General features: G+C 63.2%; 17 protein-coding genes. 10 read left to right on the forward strand and 7 right to left on the reverse strand.

What is annotated here, in order from left to right; genetic code table 11:
* Nucleotides 1–243: 243 nt before the first annotated feature.
* The 5 genes from H4F98_RS15875 to H4F98_RS15895 form a co-directional block, all read right to left on the reverse strand.
* On the reverse strand, nucleotides 244–621 hold the full coding sequence (locus H4F98_RS15875; RefSeq protein WP_246373314.1) for a copper-binding protein: 378 nt from the start codon (nucleotides 619–621) through the stop codon (nucleotides 244–246).
* Nucleotides 618–3797 (reverse strand): efflux RND transporter permease subunit, encoded by a 3180-nt coding sequence (locus H4F98_RS15880; protein ID WP_182688814.1) that lies wholly within the window; start codon nucleotides 3795–3797, stop codon nucleotides 618–620. The genes H4F98_RS15875 and H4F98_RS15880 overlap by 4 nt, the downstream gene beginning before the upstream one ends.
* Complete coding sequence (locus H4F98_RS15885) at nucleotides 3794–5074, reverse strand: efflux RND transporter periplasmic adaptor subunit (protein WP_343064782.1); 1281 nt, start codon at nucleotides 5072–5074, stop codon at nucleotides 3794–3796. Before H4F98_RS15885 ends, H4F98_RS15880 begins: the two co-directional genes overlap by 4 nt.
* On the reverse strand, nucleotides 5071–6375 hold the full coding sequence (locus tag H4F98_RS15890; RefSeq protein ID WP_182688815.1) for a TolC family protein: 1305 nt from the start codon (nucleotides 6373–6375) through the stop codon (nucleotides 5071–5073). The genes H4F98_RS15885 and H4F98_RS15890 overlap by 4 nt, the downstream gene beginning before the upstream one ends.
* A 71-nt stretch (nucleotides 6376–6446) precedes the next feature.
* Complete coding sequence (locus H4F98_RS15895) at nucleotides 6447–6839, reverse strand: hypothetical protein (protein WP_182688816.1); 393 nt, start codon at nucleotides 6837–6839, stop codon at nucleotides 6447–6449.
* A gap of 322 nt (nucleotides 6840–7161) precedes the next feature.
* Between H4F98_RS15895 and H4F98_RS15900 the strand changes: the two genes are divergently transcribed.
* On the forward strand, nucleotides 7162–8214 hold the full coding sequence (locus tag H4F98_RS15900; RefSeq protein WP_182688817.1) for a DNA-binding protein: 1053 nt from the start codon (nucleotides 7162–7164) through the stop codon (nucleotides 8212–8214).
* 20 nt (nucleotides 8215–8234) lie between these two features.
* On the opposite strand, the gene H4F98_RS15905 is transcribed toward H4F98_RS15900, so the two are convergent.
* A complete protein-coding gene (locus tag H4F98_RS15905) occupies nucleotides 8235–8993 on the reverse strand; it encodes a hypothetical protein (protein ID WP_228903388.1) in 759 nt (252 codons plus the stop codon).
* A gap of 120 nt (nucleotides 8994–9113) precedes the next feature.
* On the opposite strand from H4F98_RS15905, the gene H4F98_RS15910 reads away from it, so the two are divergent.
* The 9 genes from H4F98_RS15910 to H4F98_RS15950 all read left to right on the forward strand — a co-directional run bounded on the left by H4F98_RS15910 (nucleotide 9114) and on the right by H4F98_RS15950 (nucleotide 18194).
* The gene (locus H4F98_RS15910; RefSeq protein WP_182688818.1) at nucleotides 9114–9464 is read left to right on the forward strand and encodes a helix-turn-helix domain-containing protein; all 351 of its coding nucleotides are present in this window, start codon (nucleotides 9114–9116) and stop codon (nucleotides 9462–9464) included.
* Nucleotides 9465–9640: 176 nt separating this feature from the next.
* Nucleotides 9641–10060, forward strand: a complete 420-nt coding sequence (gene copL, locus H4F98_RS15915; RefSeq protein WP_046934798.1) for a transcriptional regulator CopL — start codon at nucleotides 9641–9643, stop codon at nucleotides 10058–10060.
* Nucleotides 10061–10173: 113 nt separating this feature from the next.
* A complete protein-coding gene (locus tag H4F98_RS15920; protein WP_182688819.1) occupies nucleotides 10174–12042 on the forward strand; it encodes a copper resistance system multicopper oxidase in 1869 nt (622 codons plus the stop codon).
* Nucleotides 12039–13310 carry a copper resistance protein B gene (locus H4F98_RS15925; RefSeq protein WP_182688820.1) on the forward strand — a complete coding sequence of 424 codons (1272 nt, stop codon included), beginning with the start codon at nucleotides 12039–12041 and terminating at the stop codon, nucleotides 13308–13310. Before H4F98_RS15920 ends, H4F98_RS15925 begins: the two co-directional genes overlap by 4 nt.
* A gap of 12 nt (nucleotides 13311–13322) precedes the next feature.
* The gene (locus H4F98_RS16885) at nucleotides 13323–14162 is read left to right on the forward strand and encodes a c-type cytochrome (RefSeq protein WP_246373316.1); all 840 of its coding nucleotides are present in this window, start codon (nucleotides 13323–13325) and stop codon (nucleotides 14160–14162) included.
* A 70-nt stretch (nucleotides 14163–14232) separates the two neighbouring features.
* Nucleotides 14233–14775 carry a DUF411 domain-containing protein gene (locus H4F98_RS15935; RefSeq protein WP_182688821.1) on the forward strand — a complete coding sequence of 181 codons (543 nt, stop codon included), beginning with the start codon at nucleotides 14233–14235 and terminating at the stop codon, nucleotides 14773–14775.
* Nucleotides 14776–14816: 41 nt separating this feature from the next.
* The gene (locus H4F98_RS15940) at nucleotides 14817–17243 is read left to right on the forward strand and encodes a heavy metal translocating P-type ATPase (RefSeq protein WP_425487613.1); all 2427 of its coding nucleotides are present in this window, start codon (nucleotides 14817–14819) and stop codon (nucleotides 17241–17243) included.
* Between the two features lie 28 nt (nucleotides 17244–17271).
* Nucleotides 17272–17586, forward strand: a complete 315-nt coding sequence (locus tag H4F98_RS15945; RefSeq protein WP_049395166.1) for a hypothetical protein — start codon at nucleotides 17272–17274, stop codon at nucleotides 17584–17586.
* Between the two features lie 74 nt (nucleotides 17587–17660).
* On the forward strand, nucleotides 17661–18194 hold the full coding sequence (locus H4F98_RS15950; protein WP_102254393.1) for a DUF305 domain-containing protein: 534 nt from the start codon (nucleotides 17661–17663) through the stop codon (nucleotides 18192–18194).
* Here H4F98_RS15950 and hutG read toward each other — a convergent pair.
* The gene (hutG, locus tag H4F98_RS15955) at nucleotides 18191–19048 is read right to left on the reverse strand and encodes a formimidoylglutamase (protein WP_182688822.1); all 858 of its coding nucleotides are present in this window, start codon (nucleotides 19046–19048) and stop codon (nucleotides 18191–18193) included. The two genes, H4F98_RS15950 and hutG, sit on opposite strands and share 4 nt — an antisense overlap.
* Nucleotides 19049–19081: the final 33 nt, after the last annotated feature.

The following is a 19081-nucleotide window of genomic DNA, read 5'->3' on the forward strand; positions in this document are numbered from 1 at the left end:
GATGGCGACGGTCGTAGCATGCATGGCGTGGACTCCTCTCGTGCTCCCGTGTCCCGATCCAGTATCGGTCTGGCTCATCGAAGCCGTGTGGCGACGCGGGAGGCGTCCATTTCATCATTCAAGCCGAAGCCGCTTCGCGGCTCGGCTTAATTCAGGTGATATGCGACTCTCCAACACCCTAACTTCGATCACAAGCTGACTATCGGACGCGGTGGCGCCGCGCTTCATCAAGGCTTGGATCAATTATTGGATGGACTGGACCCGGATAATCGTGGCGTTCATGCCTTCGGCAGTGAACTCAAACTGCACTTTCTGACCGGCCCGCACTGAGGCGATCTGCTCGGGTGTGGCTTTGAAGGCCATCGTCATCGCCGGCCATTGCAGCACCTCTACCGGGCCGTGCGCGATGGTGATCTTGCTGGCTGCGGCATCGACTGCTTGCACGGTGCCTGTTGCCGACGCCGTCACGGCAGCGGACGCTTCGGCCGGTGTTTTCGCTTGCTCGGCTTCGGACATCGGCATCTGCTCTGTGGGCGCGGCCTGCACCGCTTCGGTGTTGTCAGGGGCCTGCGAGCAGCCTGCCAGAAGCAAAGTGGTGATGAGATAGGCGGGGATCTTCATTGGTGTTCTCCTGTGATGACATGGGATGACGGGGTGGACGAACGGCGGCGAGTCAAGGCGCGGCCGTGCAGCAACCGGTATGCGGCCGGAATCACGAGCATGGACAACAGTGGCGCAGTGACCATGCCGCCGATCATCGGGGCGGCTATGCGCTGCATCACTTCCGAGCCGGCACCGTGACCGAGCAGGATCGGAAACAGACCGGCGAGAATGACCGCGACGGTCATCGCCTTCGGGCGCACGCGCTGCACGGCACCTTCGCGGATTGCTGCATCCAGCGCTTCCTGGTCTGCGTGGGGATCGAGCGCAAGTTGGTGCTCCCAGGCATGGTGCAGATACAACAGCATCACCACCCCAAACTCGGCTGCGACGCCCGCCAGCGCGATGAAGCCGATGATCGTGGCCACCGACACCGCATGACCAAGCAACCAGATCAGCCATAGGCCACCGACCAGTGCCAAAGGCACGCTGGCCATGATCAGCGCAGCTTCGCTCACGCGTCTGAAAACGGCATAGATCAATAGAAAAATGATCACCAGCGCAATCGGCACCACCACCTTGAGCCTTTCCGTGGCACTGGCCAGATATTCGAACTGACCGGACCAGGCCACGGTCGTACCCGGCGGCAATTTGACTTGCCGCGCCACCGCATGTTGCAGATTGGCCACCACCGTGCCCAGATCGCTGCCGGCCGTATCGACGTAGACATAAGTGGCCAGTTGGCCACCCTCGCTTTTCAACATGGAAGGTCCTGCAACCACCGCGATGTCGGCCACCTGACTCAGCGTGAGTTGGGCGCCGTTTGCGGCGACGATCGGCAGTTGTCGCAAAGCCTCGACCGAGTCGCGCTCGGCACGCGGGTAGCGCACCACGATGGGATAACGCTCGCGCCCTTCAACGGTCTGGCCGATCGGATCGCCGCCCACCACCGTCGCGATCAACTGCTGCACGCGCTCCTGGGTCAATCCGTAGCGCGCCGCGGCATCACGACGGATGTGCACATCGACGTAGCGGCCACTGGTCGGGCGTTCAGCAATTGCCGAGCTGACGCCGGGCACGGTCTTCGCCACCGTTTCGATCTGGTCGGCCACGGTCTGCAGCGTGGCCAGATCGGTGCCCAGCACCTTGATGCCGATCGGGCTCTTGATGCCGGTGGAGAGCATGTCGATGCGATTGCGGATCGGCGGCACGAACAGGTTCGTCAGCCCCGGCACGCGTACCGCCTTGTCCAGTTCCGCCTTGATCTTGTCCATCGTCATGCCGGGCCGCCACTGGTCCTTCGGCTTGAAGGTGATCGTGGTCTCGAACATTTCCAGCGGTGCCGGGTCGGTGGCCGTGTCGGCGCGCCCCGCCTTGCCAAACACATGATCGACCTCCGGCACGGTCTTGATCATGCGGTCGGTCAACTGCACCAATTGCGAGGCCTTTCCGGCGGATAGCCCCGGCAATGCCGTGGGCATGTACAACAACGTACCTTCATCCATGGCGGGCATGAACTCGCTGCCAAGCCGGCTGAGAGGCAGCAGCGCGGTGAGCAGCAGCAATCCGGCCAGCGCCATGGTCACCTTCGGATGGCGCAGCACCGCTTCCAGGATCGGCCGGTACAGCGCGATCAGGCCGCGGTTGAGCGGGTTGGCGTGTTCCGGCCGGATGCGCCCGCGGATCAGGTAACCCATCAGCACCGGCACCAGCGTCACCGCGAGCCCAGCCGCTGCAGCCATCGCGTAGGTCTTGGTGAAGGCCAGCGGCGTGAACAGCTTGCCTTCCTGCCCCTGCAGCGCAAAGACCGGCACGAACGACAGCGCGATGATCAACAAGCTGACAAACAACGCAGGCCCCACCTCGGTGGCAGCGTCGGCGATTAGCGACCATCGTTCTGCACCTTGTGGTTCACGTCCTTCGTTCGCGTTACGCCAATGTTCCAGATGCTTGTGGGTGTTCTCGATCATCACGATCGCCGCATCCACCATCGCACCGATCGCGATGGCGATACCACCGAGCGACATCAGGTTCGCCGTGACACCTTGCAGATGCAGTGCAATGAAGGCGACCAGTACGCCCAGCGGCAGCGTGATCACGGCCACCAGCGCCGAGCGCAAGTGCACGAGAAACAACACGCAGACCAGCGTCACTACCAGGAATTCTTCGAACAACTTGCTCCACAGATTGCGCACTGCGGCATCGATCAGTTGCGAGCGGTCATAGGTGGGCACGATCTCGACGCCAACCGGCAGGCTACGCTGCAGTTCCGCCAGCCGCGCTTTCACGGCGGCAATGGTGGTCTTCGCGTTCTTGCCAGTGCGCATCACGATGATGCCGCCGACCACTTCGCCTTGCCCGTCCAACTCGGCGAGACCGCGGCGGAACGTCGGGCCTCGTCGCACAACGGCCACGTCACGCAGCAGCACCGGCACGCCGCTGGCGTCGGTGGTGACCGGCACGTTCTCGAAGTCCACGCGGCTCTTCAGGTAGCCTTCGCTGCGCACCATCAGTTCTGCTTCGCCCTGTTCGATCACCGAGCCACCGTTGGCACCATTGGCAGCTCGAACGGCGTCCACCAATTGCGCTACCGTGATGCTGCGGGCGGCCAGCGCCTGCGGATCGGGTACGATTTGCCACGCCCGTTCCATGCCGCCCAAAGTCGCCACTTCGGCGACATTCGGCACGGTCTTGAGCTGGTAGCGCAGGAACCAGTCCTGCAGCGCACGCAACTGGCCGAGGTCGTGCTGGCCGGTGCGATCGATCAGCGCGTATTCGTAGATCCAGCCCAGTCCCGTCGCATCGGGGCCGAGCGCGGGCGTGACACCGGCCGGCAGGCGGTCCCGCGCCTGGCTCAGGTATTCCAGCACCCGCGAGCGAGCCCAGTACAGGTCGGTGTTGTCATCGAACAGCACGTCGACGTAGGAGTCGCCGAAGAACGAGAAGGCGCGCACCGTCGTCGCGCCGGGCACCGAGAGCATGGTGGTGGCCAGCGGATAAGTGACCTGATCCTCGACCACCTGCGGTGATTGGCCCGGGTAGCTGGTGCGGATGATCACCTGGGTGTCGGACAGGTCCGGCAATGCATCGACGGGCGTGCGTGTCACCGAATACGTGCCGATCATGGCCAGGGCCAGTGCGGCCAACAGCACGAACACGCGATGCGCAATCGCGGCGCGAATCAGGGCGGCGATCATTGCCGATCTCCCATCGGCATGCTCGGCATGGGCGCGCTCGTGGTTGGCGCCGGTTGGGTGGAGGTGCTATTCAGACGCTCCAGCGCGCCAGACAGACTTGCCTCCGAATCGATCAGGAACTGGCCTGAGACCACGATCTTCTCGCGGCCAGTAAGCCCGGCGAGGATCTCCGTGCGCCCACCACTGCTGCGTCCGGCGCGCACCCGGACGGGACGGAAGCCGCCGTCGGCGTCTTGCACGATCACGCGGCTATCGGCACCAGTAGCGATCAGTGCCTCGGTCGGTACCAGCGGCACTGCGACGCCATCCTGTGGTTGCAGCGTCACCTCGGCGAACATCCCCGGGGCGAGCACATTGCCGGGATTGCGCAGCACGATGCGTGCCCGCTGCGTACGGCTGGTGGTATCGACCAGCGGCAACAGCGCTTCGACCTCACCGACGAACGTCTGACCGGGCGCTGCGCTGACGACGGCTTCCACCGGCGTACCAGGACGCAACGCCATCGCATTGGCCTGCGGGATCGCCGCTTCCAGCCACAGCGTGTCGGTGCCGTTGATGCGGAACAGTGGCGTGCCCGGCATCACTGTCTGGCCTTCGCGAGCGAGCACTTCGGTGACGACACCATGACGGGGGGCGCTTAGCGTCACGCTGCCGTCGCGAGCCATGCCGCCTGGCACGCCCAACACGCGCAGGCGTTGTTGGGCAGCCAACTGCAGCTCCCGCGCCGAAGTCGACTGCGCCTGCCGCAGCGCCTGGGCTTCAGCCAGCGCACTGCTCCAGCTCGGCGCTAGAAGCGAGGCCAGCGGCTGGCCGCGCGTTACCTTCGTGTACGGAGCTTTCACCTGCACCCGGCTCACGATCCCCTCGACGCGGGCGCTGACCACCGATTCCTGACGCAAGTCCCAGGTCAGCGTGCCCGGCACGCGCACCGTGGACGTCAAGCGACCGAATTCGACGGGCGCAGTGCGAATGCCGACGTTCTGCTGCAGACCGGCATCGATGCGCACGCCGTCGCCGGCGACTTCGTCGGCGTACTTGGGCATCAACTGCATGTCCATGAACGGCGACTTACCTGGCTTGTCGAAGTGCTGGTCCGGCACCATCGGGTCGTACCAGTACAGGACCTTGCGCTCGGTCTGGCTCGCCATTGGCATGGCTGTTTGCTTCAGGTCGTGGCCGGCATGGCGCTGCGCCCACCAGTAGCCGGCACCGAGTCCCACGGTCAGCAGCCCAGCAGCGGCGGTTGCCAACATCAAACGGTTCGTCGTGGATGTCATGGTGTGGTCTCCGCGGGCAGTAGATAGGCCAACGCCGCCCAGGCGCGGCCGAGTTCGCCCAAGTGGCGGGCGTGTTCGATGTGCAGTTCGATTTCGTCGCGGCGCGCTTCCAGCCACGGCTGCAGGTCACCACCGCCGGCGTAGGCAGCCAACGCGATCTTCGCGCGGTCGCGGGCCAACGGGAGCGACTCGGTTTCCTTGCGAGTGACCTGGCGCTGCAGGCCCTGCCAGTCGGCCAGAGCGCGGCGGACGGCTTCGGTCTGGACGCGACGGGCATCCTCGCGCTCAGCGGTCACCGCATCCAACTCGGCTCGCCGTGCTGCCACGCCCCGGTCCTGCCGATTGCGGGGGAACAGCGGCAGGTCAATGGCGAACTCGACCATCAGCATGTCGCTACGAGAGACACCGTTCGGCATCCGGTCACGTTGCCCGTAGGTCACGCCGAGGCTCCAGTCCGGCCGCTTCTCGGCGATAGCGGCGTCGACTTCAGCTTCAGCCAGGGCTTCGCGCGAGCGCCACGGCAGCAGCGGTCCTTGGCTGTCGATCGAGGCCAGCAGCATGGCCGGAGCCACGGGAAGTTCCGTCAACTCGGGTGGTGCGTCCTCGGCTTCTATATCCGCCGGATCCACACCGAGCCACCGCGCCAAGCTAGCGCGAGCGGCTTCCAGCGCGGCTAGCGCGGCATCAACCCGATTTTCCAGTTCCAGCGCCGCAGCTTGTGTGGCCAGAGTGTCAGTTACCGTGCCAGTGCCACCTGTCAAACGTGCCTTGGCTGTGCGCACGGCGATGGAAGCCGGTTCCCGCAGGGTCTGCAGCGCGACTACTTCGCGCTGGGCGGCCCACAGGGCAATCCAGGCCTCGGCGGTGCCGCGCCGAACCGCCAACTGTTCGGCCACTGACAGCGCTTCCGCTTGCTCGATCCCGCGATCGGCGACGGCCTGACGCGCTTGGCGTTTGGCGCGAGCCGGGAATTCCTGCATCACGCCGATCTGTTTCATGGTCATGTCGTCGGCGTGGAATTCGAACGCGTCGGGACCGGTGACCGGCCAGCTGGTCAGACCCAGCGTCAGTTTGGGATCGGGCAAGGCGGCGGCGCGGGCGGCTTCTTCCTGCGTGGCCGCGATTTGCGCTTGGCGGGCCCTGAGCAAAGGAGCACGTTCGGTCGCCAGGCGCTGCGCGTCATTGAAAGAGATACCAGCCGCGATGGACCAGGCGGGCGTGACAACGAAACCGATGGCGAGCGCCCACACGGGCCAGCGACGAGTGCCGCACCAGCGGTGCAGCGAGAAAGAAAAGGACATGAGACCTCCGAACACGCAACGACGAACGCGCCGCCGGGATCGGCAGCGCGGGAATGGGTCGCGGTCGGGGTCTAGATCTGCAGGCTACAGAAGCGCTGCGCCGGCGGCGGATCGGACCGGCAGGTGGGCACGTCTTCGTAGTGCTGGGCCTGTACCGGCGGCAACAGGGCCGCGGTCAGGGCAAAGTGCAGCGGCGGCAAGGCCAGCGCTGGTACCTGTGGCGCTTTGAGATCCTGGCTAGTGACATGGTCTCGCAGGCAATGCTGGTCGCACAGCACCGGCGCGGCCGGATCGGGCATTTCCATGCCCTCGCAGCCAGCCATCACCATCCGCGGCTCCGGCGGCGCCTCGTTGATCGGGCACGCATAGGCGGCGAGCGCGGCCTGCTGGAATAGCAGCGCCAACAACGCAAGCCAAGCAAAGCGCAGACGGAGCGAATGAGTCCGGAATGCGCGCAGTTTCATTGGTGTCCTCCGCAAGGCAACGCGACGTCGTGGCGAGCGGGCGCCACGAACAGGTTACGCATGAGCGGGAGCGAGGACAGGGGCATCGTCAAGGAGTGTACTGCGGACTGCAGCTTGGAAGCACGGCGAATTCCGAAAGTTCCCAATGCAGGCTAGTTTCGTACTGTTCGACCCCTATTGGCGGCCACGGCGACGCTTAAGGCGGGATAATTCAACATTATCCCGTATGACTATTTGCACCGACGAACGGCGGCCTACCTACTTTAAACGTATGTAATTACATGGTATGTAATACGTTACGAAAAAAAAGCGGGGTGGCACGATGGCGCGCGCAGGACTCTATAAGAGTGACGTCCAGAAGGCGCGCGACGCGCTGCTGGCCCAAGGCAAGAAGCCGTCAGTCGACGCGGTGCGAGTGGCCTTGGGCAACACGGGCTCCAAGACCACGATCCATCGCTACTTGCGTGAACTGGAAGAGGAGGAGGGCGGCGGTCCGTCACGTGCGGTGGCCGTGAGTGAGGCCTTGCAAGACTTGGTCGCGCGCCTGGCTGCGCGACTTCAAGAGGAGGCAGAAGCGATCCTCACCAGGGAGCGAGAACGCCATGGGGCCGAACTCCAGCGTCAGCAACAAGCGCTTTCCACCGCCCAACAGGAAGCCGCTGCCCTGGGCAGTCAGCTGCAGCGCACTGAGACCAGCTTGACGCAAGAGCAAGCCGCTCACGCCCTACTTCAGCAGAATCTGCGCGACAAGGTCGCGGAAATCGCCCAGTTGAATGAGCGCATCGCCGGCATGACGGTGCGGCTGGCTGATTACGAGGCGCATACGCGTTCTCTGGAGGACAAGCATGCCCACGCCCGGGAAGCGCTCGAGCACTACCGCGCTTCAACCAAAGAGCAGCGCGAGCAAGAGCTTCGCCGTCACGAGCATCAGATCCAAGAGCTGCAAGTAGCCTTACGTCAGGCCAATGAAGCCTTGGGCGCGAAGAATCAGGAGCTGTTGGTGCTTAACCGCGACAATGGCCAATGGCTGGAGCGCCATGGGCGGATTGAGCGTGAGCTTGTCCAGTTGAGGCAGGTCCACGAAGGCCAACACAGCGAGATCGTGGCGTTGCGCCAGACCGCAACGGACCACATGGCACTGCAGGAGCGCTGGAAGACTGACGTCAAGGCCTTGGATGCCCTGCGCAGCGAGCTAGCTCAAGTCCAAGACACCCTTGCGCAGGAGCGTGAGCGCCGCCAGAGCGCTGAAGCCGATGCGTTGCGTGCCAACGCGCGTCTTGAAGCGCTGGAGCCCCTGCTGAATCAACTGACGCCGGCACAAAATACGGTGAAGAGAACCCGGCGCAGCAGTACGCAGGGTGGGGGAGCGGACTAACGAGGCTACTCGTTTGCCTGCTAGCGGCCGGGATAGCGCTCCCCAGTCCAGTACGCCCATTCCATAGGTACGACCCAGTCTACGAACAGCTTGGCTACTGAGGACTCCGGTGCCAGATGGTAGGGCTTGAACATGCCTTGCTGGGGCGAACTGGTCATCAGGTAGCGCAAGCGCTTCTTGACCTCTTGAAAGATGGCCTCGCGCACATGGGCGCTGTCGTGCACGCCAAGACGCATTGCCACCGACGCGCCTTGGCGTACCGCCGCCCAGCAACAATAGCGCCACTGCGCGATCGGCAGACCCCGCGGTCCGGATTGAAACACGAACCCCACATCACGTGCCCAGCCTGGGTCGAAGTGATGTTTGAGCAATTGCTGCTCTAGAAACTGCTCGGTCTCCCAGAGTGCAAGTTCATCCCACAGCTCTAGTTTTGCGTCCGCCAGTTCTACATCGTGTGCCATATCACCGAGTTGGTCTTCCAGCACCGGGAGCAGGTGCCTGCGCTCGTGGGTAGACCAGGCGAAAGCCCATTGCAGATCTTCGATGGGCGTGACCTCGGCATCGGGTCGGATCTGCCATCGATCCGCTGGCCAGGGAACTTGGATCAGGGCCAAGTCTCGCAAGGCGTCCAGCACCAGCAAGGTGGAGCGGCGTGTGGGCGCCACCGGTATGCGTCGTAGCTGCGCGGCCAGCAGCGCGGCAAGGAAAAGGGTGCCACGAAGCCCCAACGCCTCGATGCTGGCGACCCCAGATGGCGTCATTGACGAGGTTCCGGGCATGCGGGTTCCGGGGGTGAGGGAGCGGCGTGGCTCCTGGCGATGGCAGCGCTACCGGGGTCGCCGGTTGCCTCAAAGCTAAGAATATCTTAGTATGCAAGGCAGGGTACATCCGCCATCCTTATGGGGTCTCCATGGGGTGCGCGCGTGACTTTGTCAGTCGACTCAACACCGACCTTCGCTCGACGCCTCAAACAAGCCCGCCTGCGCACGGGCTTGTCGCAGAAGGAGTTGGGCATCCGGGCCGGTCTGGATCCTCACGTGGCCAGCCCCCGAATCAACCAGTACGAGCGTGGCAAGCACGAGCCGAAGCTGGAGACCGCTGAGCGGTTGGCTCAAGCGTTGGGGATCCCCGCCGCGTTGCTGTACACCGATGATGATCTGCTGGCGAAGTTGCTCCTACGCTGGGGCTCGCTCAGCAAGCAGCAGAAGCGCGAGCTGGTGAAGCTGATCGAGAGCACATCCGAGAAGTAGGCCGTACGGTCGCTCGCTTTATGGGCAGCACTTCGCTTCAACCCGGCCCTTTGGAGCGCCCCCGGATGGAACACCAGTGGGCGCGGCTAGCGCGACTAACGGGGCGCGGCATCTCAGGCCTGCCTGAGATTTTGTTCACGACCGATACACGCGCGCCTTGTCTAAAGTGATTTACCATGTCACCCGTGTCAGCCTCCTCACTTCTACTGCGACTGATCCTGATCGCCATGCTCGTGCTTAACGGGGCGTGGTCGGCGTTTGCGTCGGTCAGTATGAATCCGGTGATGGAAGAGCAGGCCAGCGAAGTCGCTGCCGCGGTGCAAGTCGACGAAGACTGCGTCGCCCATCACAGTGCTGAGCATCATCCCGATGCCACATCGATTGAAAAGGCTGGCACTGGGCACGGCGATCATGCCGGCCCCGACTGTTGCAAGTCGTCTGCGTGCCGGTGCGCCTGCGTGCACGCGTGCGCGAGCGCATTGCCTGCGCGCCTGCATGTTTCGGTACAACTGGCCTTGGGCTTGGATGTCATGCCGCTGCCCTTGGGGCATCCGGCGCCTGCCTTGCCTCATCTGATCCGACCACCGATCGGCTAAGCGTCCCTAGGCGCCGCAATGGCGCCGTTGGTGTGGCTTGCATGCCTGTATAGGCCAGCCACCCGCTCTGTACCACCGCCTGCCGGTGGCAACACGACGCTTGGAGCATTTACATGTCGCATGATGATTTTCGTGGTCCACATGGTGGACCGCTGCTGCCTTCGCGGCGGCGATTTGTCCAAGGCTTGGCCTTGGGAGGCGCAGTCGCAGGATTGGGGTTCTGGCCCAAAGCCAGTTGGGCGCTCAAGGGCCCCGGACAAGCCAACGTATTGTCGGGCACCGAGTTTGACCTGACCATCGGCGAGACGCCGATGAACTTCACCGGCAAGACCCGCACCGCGATCACGGTCAACGGGTCCGTTCCGGCGCCGCTGCTGCGGTGGCGGGAAGGCACCACGGTCAACCTGCGTGTCTCCAATGCATTGCCGGCCAACTCCCTCCATGGCACGGACACTTCCATCCATTGGCACGGCATCATTCTGCCGGCCAATATGGACGGCGTGCCGGGCCTGAGCTTTGACGGCATCGGACGTGGTGAGACCTACCACTACCGGTTCACCCTGCATCAGGGCGGCACCTACTGGTATCACAGCCACTCAGGGTTCCAGGAACAAGCTGGGCTTTATGGACCGATCGTGATCGATCCACTGGAGCCAGAGCCTTTCAGCTTCGATCGCGACTACGTCGTGATGCTAAGCGATTGGACAGACCTGGACCCGACGGCCCTGTTCGATCGTTTGAAGAAGATGCCGGGCCATGACAACTACTACAAGCGCACGGTCGGCGATTTTGCACGCGATGTGAAACGCAACGGCCTGTCGGCCACGTTGGAAGATCGCAAGATGTGGGGCGTGATGCGGATGACGCCCACGGATCTGTCCGACGTCAATGCCAACACCTACACCTACCTGATGAACGGCACGACCTCTCTGGGCAACTGGACCGGTCTGTTCCGCAGTGGCGAGAAGGTGCGTCTGCGTTTCATCAATGGCTCTGCCATGACGTACTTCGATGTGCGTATTCCGGGGCTGAAGATGACCGTGGTGGCGGCAGATGGCTTGTACGTCCATCCGGTTTCCGTCGACGAGTTCCGCATTGCAGTAGCAGAAACCTTCGATGTGATCGTGGAGCCCTCCGGGCAGGACGCATTCACCATCTTTGCCCAGGACTCCGGTCGCACCGGCTACGTCAGTGGCACGCTCGCCGTGCGCGAAGGTTTACGCGCGCCCGTTCCGTCTGTGGATCCCCGGCCGCTGCTGACGATGGCAGACATGGGCATGGATCATGGATCGATGGATATGTCTGGCGGCAGTAAGGGCATGGAAGGCGGCTGTGGTGCGGCCATGGGCATGCCTGGCATGACCCCACCTGCCAGCGGTAATGCGACCTCGGCCCATGCAGGCCATGCGATGCCCGCCGCCGGCGATGGTGCGATGGCAGGTATGCAGCACGGGGGCATGCAATCACACCCTGCCAGCGAGACCAACAATCCCCTGTTGGACAACCAGGCCATGAGCGTGAGTTCGCGCTTGGATGATCCGGGCAATGGCCTGCGCGATAACGGCCGTCATGTGCTGACGTATTCCATGCTCAAGAGCACTTTTGAAGACCCTGACGGACGCGACCCCGGTCGTGAGATCGAGCTGCATCTGACCGGACACATGGAGAAATTCTCCTGGGGTTTCAACGGTCAGAAGTTTTCCGATGTCGAGCCGCTGCGGCTGAACTACGGCGAGCGTATGCGCATCGTATTGGTCAACGACACGATGATGACCCATCCGATCCATTTGCACGGCATGTGGAGCGATGTGGAAGACGATAGCGGCAACTTCATGGTGCGCAAGCACACGGTGGACATGCCGCCAGGTAGCCGACGTACGTATCGCGTGCGTGCCGATGCGTTGGGCAGTTGGGCGTTCCATTGCCACCTGCTTTATCACATGGAAGCCGGAATGATGCGCACGGTGAGGGTCGACGAATGAACATCAATAGACGCGATACCACCCTGACGGCGCTGACGCTGGCTATCTCGCTGGCCCTGGCCAATGCGGCCAGCGCCCAATCCATGCAGCACGGCTCCATGCCGATGGAGCAGGGCGCGCAGACCCAGACTCAGGATCACTCTGCACATCAGGCGCCCACATCAAAACCTGCGCCAGCCAAAAAGCCTGCAACACCGGCGAAGAAGAGCGAAGCGACGATCGATCATGCGGCGATGGGCCACGCCGCGCCGGCGGCTGAAGTGTCCGAGCCGGCCATGCAGGGCATGGACCACTCGCAGATGGGGCACGGCTCGCCCGCGAGCGCACCCGCAGCGCCCAAAGCGCAGACACAGTCGATGCAGGGCATGGATCACAGTCAGATGGCAAAGCCCGCTGCAGCCGACACCTCTGGTATGGCCACGCCTGCGATGCAGGGGATGGACCATTCGCAGATGGGCCACGATTCGCCCGCGCCCGCGACGCCTGAAGCGGGCATGCAATCAATGGAGGGCATGGACCACAGTCAGATGGGACACGGGCCCGCAGCGCCAACGCAGCCGCGCACCCCAATTCCCGCGGTGACCGAGGCTGATCGCAAGGCGGCCATCGCGCCAGCACACGCGCACCCGGTGCATGACAACTCGATCAAGAGCTACGTGCTGCTCAATCGCCTGGAAACCTGGGATGCCGATCCGGGCACCGGGCTGGGCTGGGAGGGTCAGGGCTGGATCGGTACGGACCTCAATCGCATCTGGCTCCGCAGTGAAGGCGAACGCACGGATGGTCAGACCGAGTCGGCTGATCTGGAAGTGCTTTACGGCCGCAGCATTTCCACGTGGTGGGACGTAGTGGCCGGTGTGCGGCATGACTTCAAGCCTGGGGCTTCGCAGAACTTCGCCGCTATCGGCGTACAGGGCTTGGCGCCGATGAAGTTCGAGGTGTCCGCCACAGCCTATCTCGGAGAAGGGGGCCAGACTGCCGCCAATGTCGAGGCCGAGTACGAACTGCTGCTAACCAATCGGCTGATCCTGCAGCCGCTGGTGGAGGTCACCGCCTATGGCAAGAACGATCCATTGCGCGGGATAGGTTCGGGTCTGAGTACCGCTGAAGCGGGGCTGCGACTTCGTTATGAGTTCACCCGAAAGTTCGCTCCCTACATCGGCGTGGTGTACGAGCGCGCGTTTGGCAATACCGCAGACATGCGACGCGAGCATGGCGAGTCCTTTGAAGACACGCGCTTGGTCATCGGCCTTCGTACCTGGTTCTAAGGGGAACTGACAATGAAATCCAACAAGAAGATGTGGGTATGGCTCGGTGCCGGCGTGGGATTGGTTGCGGTCGCGGCAACTGCCACGGTCTCTCTGGGCGTGTACAACGTGGCCGCCGATGATCCGCATAGTCGTCCGGTGTATGCGCTACTCGAAACCGCACGTGAGCGTTCCATTGAGGTGCGCGCCGCCAAGCTTCAGGTGCCCACGAACCTGGATGATCCTGAGCGTATCCGCCAGGGTGCGGGCAACTACAACGCCATGTGCGTGACCTGCCATCTTTCGCCAGACGCGGCGGCCACCGAGATGAGCAAGGGCCTGTACCCCACGCCACCGAACCTAAGCAAACAGCCGGTCGCTCCAGCTGAGGCGTTCTGGGTGATCAAGCACGGCATCAAGGCCAGCGGCATGCCCGCGTGGGGCAGCAGCATGGACGATGAGTTCATCTGGAACATGTCGGCCTTCCTGCAGAAGCTGCCCACCCTGGACAAGGCCGGCTACCAGGCGTTGGTGGCCAGCAGTGATGGTCATTCACACGGCGGTGGTGAGACCGGCGGGCACTCGCATGGCGAGGAAGCGGGTGATCACCATGGCAGCGGTGATGGCGCAGAGATGGGTGATGGCCATGGCCAGGATCATCAAGCCGGTGGCATGGACATGGACATGAGCAAAGCTAAGGAAGGCACCACGCACGTGCATGCCGACGGCAAGACGCACGTGCATGGGGCCGAGCCAGCCATGCAACCGGCGCAGGCAAAACCCGAAAGTGAGCACGATCAGCACTCCTCCATGCCAGCCAAATCAACCGAGCCAGCTCCCAAGGCCGATGACGGCCACGACCACCAGCATTGATCCCTTCATGGAGCTGCCCCGGCTCCACGCCCGAGCGCCTCGGCGCTCGGGCATCTCTTGAGGATGCATGATGAATACTTCTCGCAGCTGTCTCTTTCTGCTGACCACGGCCTTGTCGCTGACCGCATGCGCGCGTCCCGAATCGGCTGTCAGTACAGAGGCGGCATCGGCTGCCCAATCTCCGACATCGGCGGCTGCGCAGCAGGTCGCTCAACCGCAGCGTCCGTTGCCGTTGGTCAAAGTACATAAGAGTGCGACCTGCGGTTGCTGCCAACTGTGGGTAGAGCATCTGGAGAAAGCAGGTTTTACGGTTGAGGTGCACAACAGCGAAGACCTCAACCCGATCAAGGCGCGCTTGGGCGTTCCTTACGGACGCGGCTCGTGCCATACCGCCGAGATCGATGGCTACATCGTCGAAGGTCATGTGCCGGTGCAGGACATCCTGCGCCTGCTGCGTGAGCGCCCGGTAGGCCGTGGATTAGTGCTACCGGGGATGCCCGCCGGTTCTCCTGGCATGGAGATGCCCGACGGACGCGTTCAACCCTACACGGTGGAATTTGTACTACCCGATGGCACCACGCAGCCTTACGTCCTGCACGGTCAACGCAGCTGACAGTTTTCTCGCGATCCCTTCTTCACAGCCCAGAGTGATCCATGTCCCCTCATTCCCACGATGAAGCCGGCAAGGCGATGCCGCAGGGTGCCAGCGATGGTCCAGACTCGGTGCGTGATCCGGTATGCGGTATGCAGGTCTCCGCGGCTAGAACGCCGTACCACGCCCTGCATGGCGGAACGAAGTATCACTTCTGCTCAGCCAAATGCCGAGAGCGGTTCATCACCAGTCCCGTCCGCTATACGGACGATGCTCCCCAGCAAGTCGAAGTGACCGCCCCAGTAGCGCTGGCCCCACCCAGCGATACCCACGCTACGGTCTATACCTGCCCGATGCATCCGCAGATTCGTCAGCCCGGTCCCGGCACCTGTCCGATCTGCGGCATGGCGCTGGAGCCGGAGATGCCCTCGCTGGAGGAGGACGACAATCCGGAGTTACGCGATTTCACCCGACGCTTCTGGTGGACGTTGCCTTTGACGTTGATCGTCCTGGTCCTGGCCATGCTGGGACATCGTCTGCCCGGCTTGTCCACGCAGGCGCGCACCTGGATTGAGCTCGTGCTGACCGCCCCGGTGGTGCTCTGGGCGGGGTGGCCTTTCTTTGAGCGCTGCCTACAGTCCATCGGCAATCGCAGCCCCAACATGTGGACGCTGATCGGCATCGGCGTGGCCGCTGCGTTTGGCTACAGCGTGGTGGCCACCGTGGCGCCGGGCCTGTTTCCGGACTCTTTCCGCGAGCATGGACGGGTAGGGGTCTACTTCGAGGCGGCAGCGGTCATCGTCTCGCTCACGCTGCTCGGCCAACTGCTGGAACTGCGGGCGCGTTCCAAAACCTCGGCGGCCATCAAGTCCCTGCTGGGGTTGGCGCCCAAGACGGCTCGCCGCGTCAAACCCGATGGTGGCGAAGAGGACGTTGCGCTGGATCACGTGCACGTGGGCGATCTACTTCGCGTACGACCGGGCGAGAAGGTGCCGGTCGATGGGGAAGTCATCGAAGGTCGCACCAGTGTCGATGAGTCGATGCTGACCGGTGAACCCATTCCGGTGGAGAAGACTGTCGGTGATCACGTCATAGGCGCCACGCTCAACGGGACGGGCGCCCTGGTCATCCGGGCGGACAAAGTCGGATCCGGGACGGTACTGGCGCAGATTGTGCAGTTGGTGGCCCAAGCCCAGCGCTCCCGCGCGCCGATGCAGCGTATGGCAGACAAGGTGGCGTACTGGTTCGTTCTGGCCGTGCTGGTCACGGCGGTGCTCACGTTCTTCGGATGGGGCCTGTTTGGACCCGAACCGTCCTGGACCTTTGCCGTCCTCAATGCCGTATCGGTTCTGATCATTGCGTGCCCGTGTGCCCTGGGGTTGGCTACCCCCATGTCGATCATGGTCGCCACCGGCCGCGCTGCACAGGTTGGGGTCCTGTTCCGCGATGCTCAGGCGATCGAACAGCTACGTTTGATCGACACGTTGATTGTGGACAAGACCGGCACCTTGACCGAGGGGCGTCCAGCCTTTCGCGACACGCTCTCCTACGCCGGTTTCGATGCCGATCAGATCCTCAGCTTGGCTGGCAGCCTGGAGCAGGGCAGTGAGCACCCCTTGGCCGAGGCCATCGTGGCTGAGGCCCAACGACGTGGCTTGAACCTGGTGGCCGCCCAGGATTTCGATTCGCTCACCGGCCAAGGCGTTCGCGGGCGCGTGTCCGATCAGGATGTTGTGCTCGGCAACCAGAGCCTGATGGCGTCGGTTGGCGCCGATGTAGCACCTTTGCAGAGCAGCGCCGAGCGTCTTCGTAAGGAAGGCGCCAGCGTGATGTTCCTGGCGATCAATGGCCGGTTGGCCGGCGCCATTGCGGTGGCTGATCCCATCAAAGCCACAACCTTGCCTGCCTTGAACTTGCTACGTGCCGATGGCCTGCACGTGGTGATGGCCTCCGGTGACGCACAGGCGACGGCCGAGGCCGTGGGGCGCACGCTGGGCATCGATGATGTGCGTGGCGGCGTCAAACCTCAGGACAAGGCCGAACTGGTCCAGCAACTCAAAGCCCAAGGGCGTCGTGTGGCCATGGCCGGCGATGGCATCAACGATGCGCCGGCCCTGGCGGCAGCCGATGTGGGCATCGCGATGGGGACGGGCACGGATGTGGCCATGTCCAGCGCCCAGCTCACCCTGGTCAAGGGTGATTTGAGGCGCATCGTGCAAGCCCGTGCCATCTCGTCTTCGACGGTGGCCAACATGAAGCAGAACCTGGGCTTTGCCTTCGTCTACAACGCCATCGGCGTGCCTATCGCCGCCGGCCTGCTGTACCCCAGCTTCGGCATCTTGCTCAGTCCGATGATGGCGGCCTTGGCCATGAGCCTGAGCTCGGTTTCGGTGGTCACCAATGCCTTGCGTTTGTCCGGCTCCACCGTTGTTGCCACCTCCCACCCTGACCGCGCCGATGAGCCTGCGCGCGGCCATTCCTGTCACTGATGGCTCATATCCCACAAGGAGTACTGCAATGAAGCGTTATGCCTCCCTCTCGATGATGGCCCTGTTCCTGATGGCGGGCGCGGCTTTCGCCGGCGGCCAAACCACCACGCCCACCACTGACCACGGTCAGCACAAGCCGATGGACCACAAGAAGCAGGAGCATGGTCAGCACAAGCCGGCCGCGGCCGATGCCGATTTCACCAAGCTCGATACCAACAAGGATGGCGCGCTGTCCAAGGAAGAACTGGCCAAGCACAAGCTCGCACCGCACTTCGGCATGCTTGATGGCAACAAGGACGGCAAGCTGAGCCCGCAGGAATTCGCTGCCGGCAAGGGTATGTAACTGCTATCTCCCCGGGGGCTGGTTCCTTGGCCCCCGGGATTCGGCGATGTTCTGCCATTCCCACGGAGATCGACATGTCTTCTTCGCACGGTAAGCACGAAAGCACGCACACGCAGCATTCAGAGCAACACGCCTCGCACGGAAGTTCCGGTCAGACGCATCAGGGCCACTACGGTCGCTTGCTGCTGATGATGGCCTTGTCGTTCCTGGCCATGTACGCCCTGATGTATGCCATGGTCGATCAGTGGGCCAACGTCTATCACAACGTCAACCAGTTCTACATGGCGGGCCTGATGGCCGCGCCGATGCTGTTGATCGAGCTTTGGCTCATGTCCAGCATGTACCCCGATCGTCGGCGTAATCTGATCCTGGCCGGCGTGACCGTGGCGTTCATGCTGTTCTGCTGGTGGGGAATTCGCACGCAGGCCGCGGTGACAGATCGGCAGTTCATCCGTTCCATGATTCCCCATCATGCCGGCGCCATTCTGATGTGCGAGGAAAACCGCCTGAAGGATCCCGAGCTGGTCAAGCTCTGCCAGGAGATCATCACCTCGCAGAAGCAGGAGATCGCCCAGATGAAGCAACTTCTGGCTGAGCGCTCCCGCTAGCTCATTGCCTTTTGCCAGCCGGTATCACCCCACTGAGCCTGCGCGCTGACCATGCGGTGGATCAAGCGCGCAGCCACACGTGCGGTGGCCTGATCCGGATCCAGGGGCGGACACAGTTCCGCCACGTCGACCACACGTACCTTGCCCGAGGCCATGACCAGATCCAGCAGGGCTTCCAGGACCTCCAGACTCACCCCGCGTGGGTTGGGGGCACTCACGCCCGGGGCCACCGCCTGTGGCAGCACGTCCAGGCACAGCGTCAGGTAGATAACGTCAACCGCATCACACCAAGCACGCAGAACCTCAGCCTGTGCCTGCCAATTCCAGGTGCACAGCACGTCATCGGTGAGGTAATGGGCGCCTTCGCGGTTGGCCGTGGCGAATAGACGCGCCGTGTTGCTGGATCGACTTACACCGATGCAGTGATACTGCAGCGGGGTGCTAATGCTGCGGGCATGCTCCAGTGCTTGCAGGAAGGGCGTGCCCGAGCTTGCACTGCCTTGCTCGCGCAGATCAAAGTGTGCGTCGAAGTTGAAGATACCGATGCGAGCCTTGGATGCGCCCAGGTGTCCGCGCAGTGCGGCGTAGCTGGCATACCCGATCTCGTGACCGCCGCCCAGACCAATCACCCAATGCCCCTGATCCAGCAGTTGCTGCGCTCGATGCGAGTAGTGGGCCTGCGCCAGCTCCAATGCCTGATCCGCGCAGGTGATGTCGCCCGCATCGTAGAGCGGAGCGCAGTGGAGCACGGGTAGGTTCGCCAAGGCGTTGCGAAGTGCACCGGGCCCTTGTGCGGCGCCCAGTCGGCCGGCGTTGCGACGAATCCCTTCATCGCTGGCAAATCCCTGGTTCAAACATGTCTCTCCCGGCTCAACGGCCCGCTAAGT

The organism is Marilutibacter spongiae, assembly GCF_014145325.1.
Classification (GTDB): domain Bacteria; phylum Pseudomonadota; class Gammaproteobacteria; order Xanthomonadales; family Xanthomonadaceae; genus Marilutibacter; species Marilutibacter spongiae.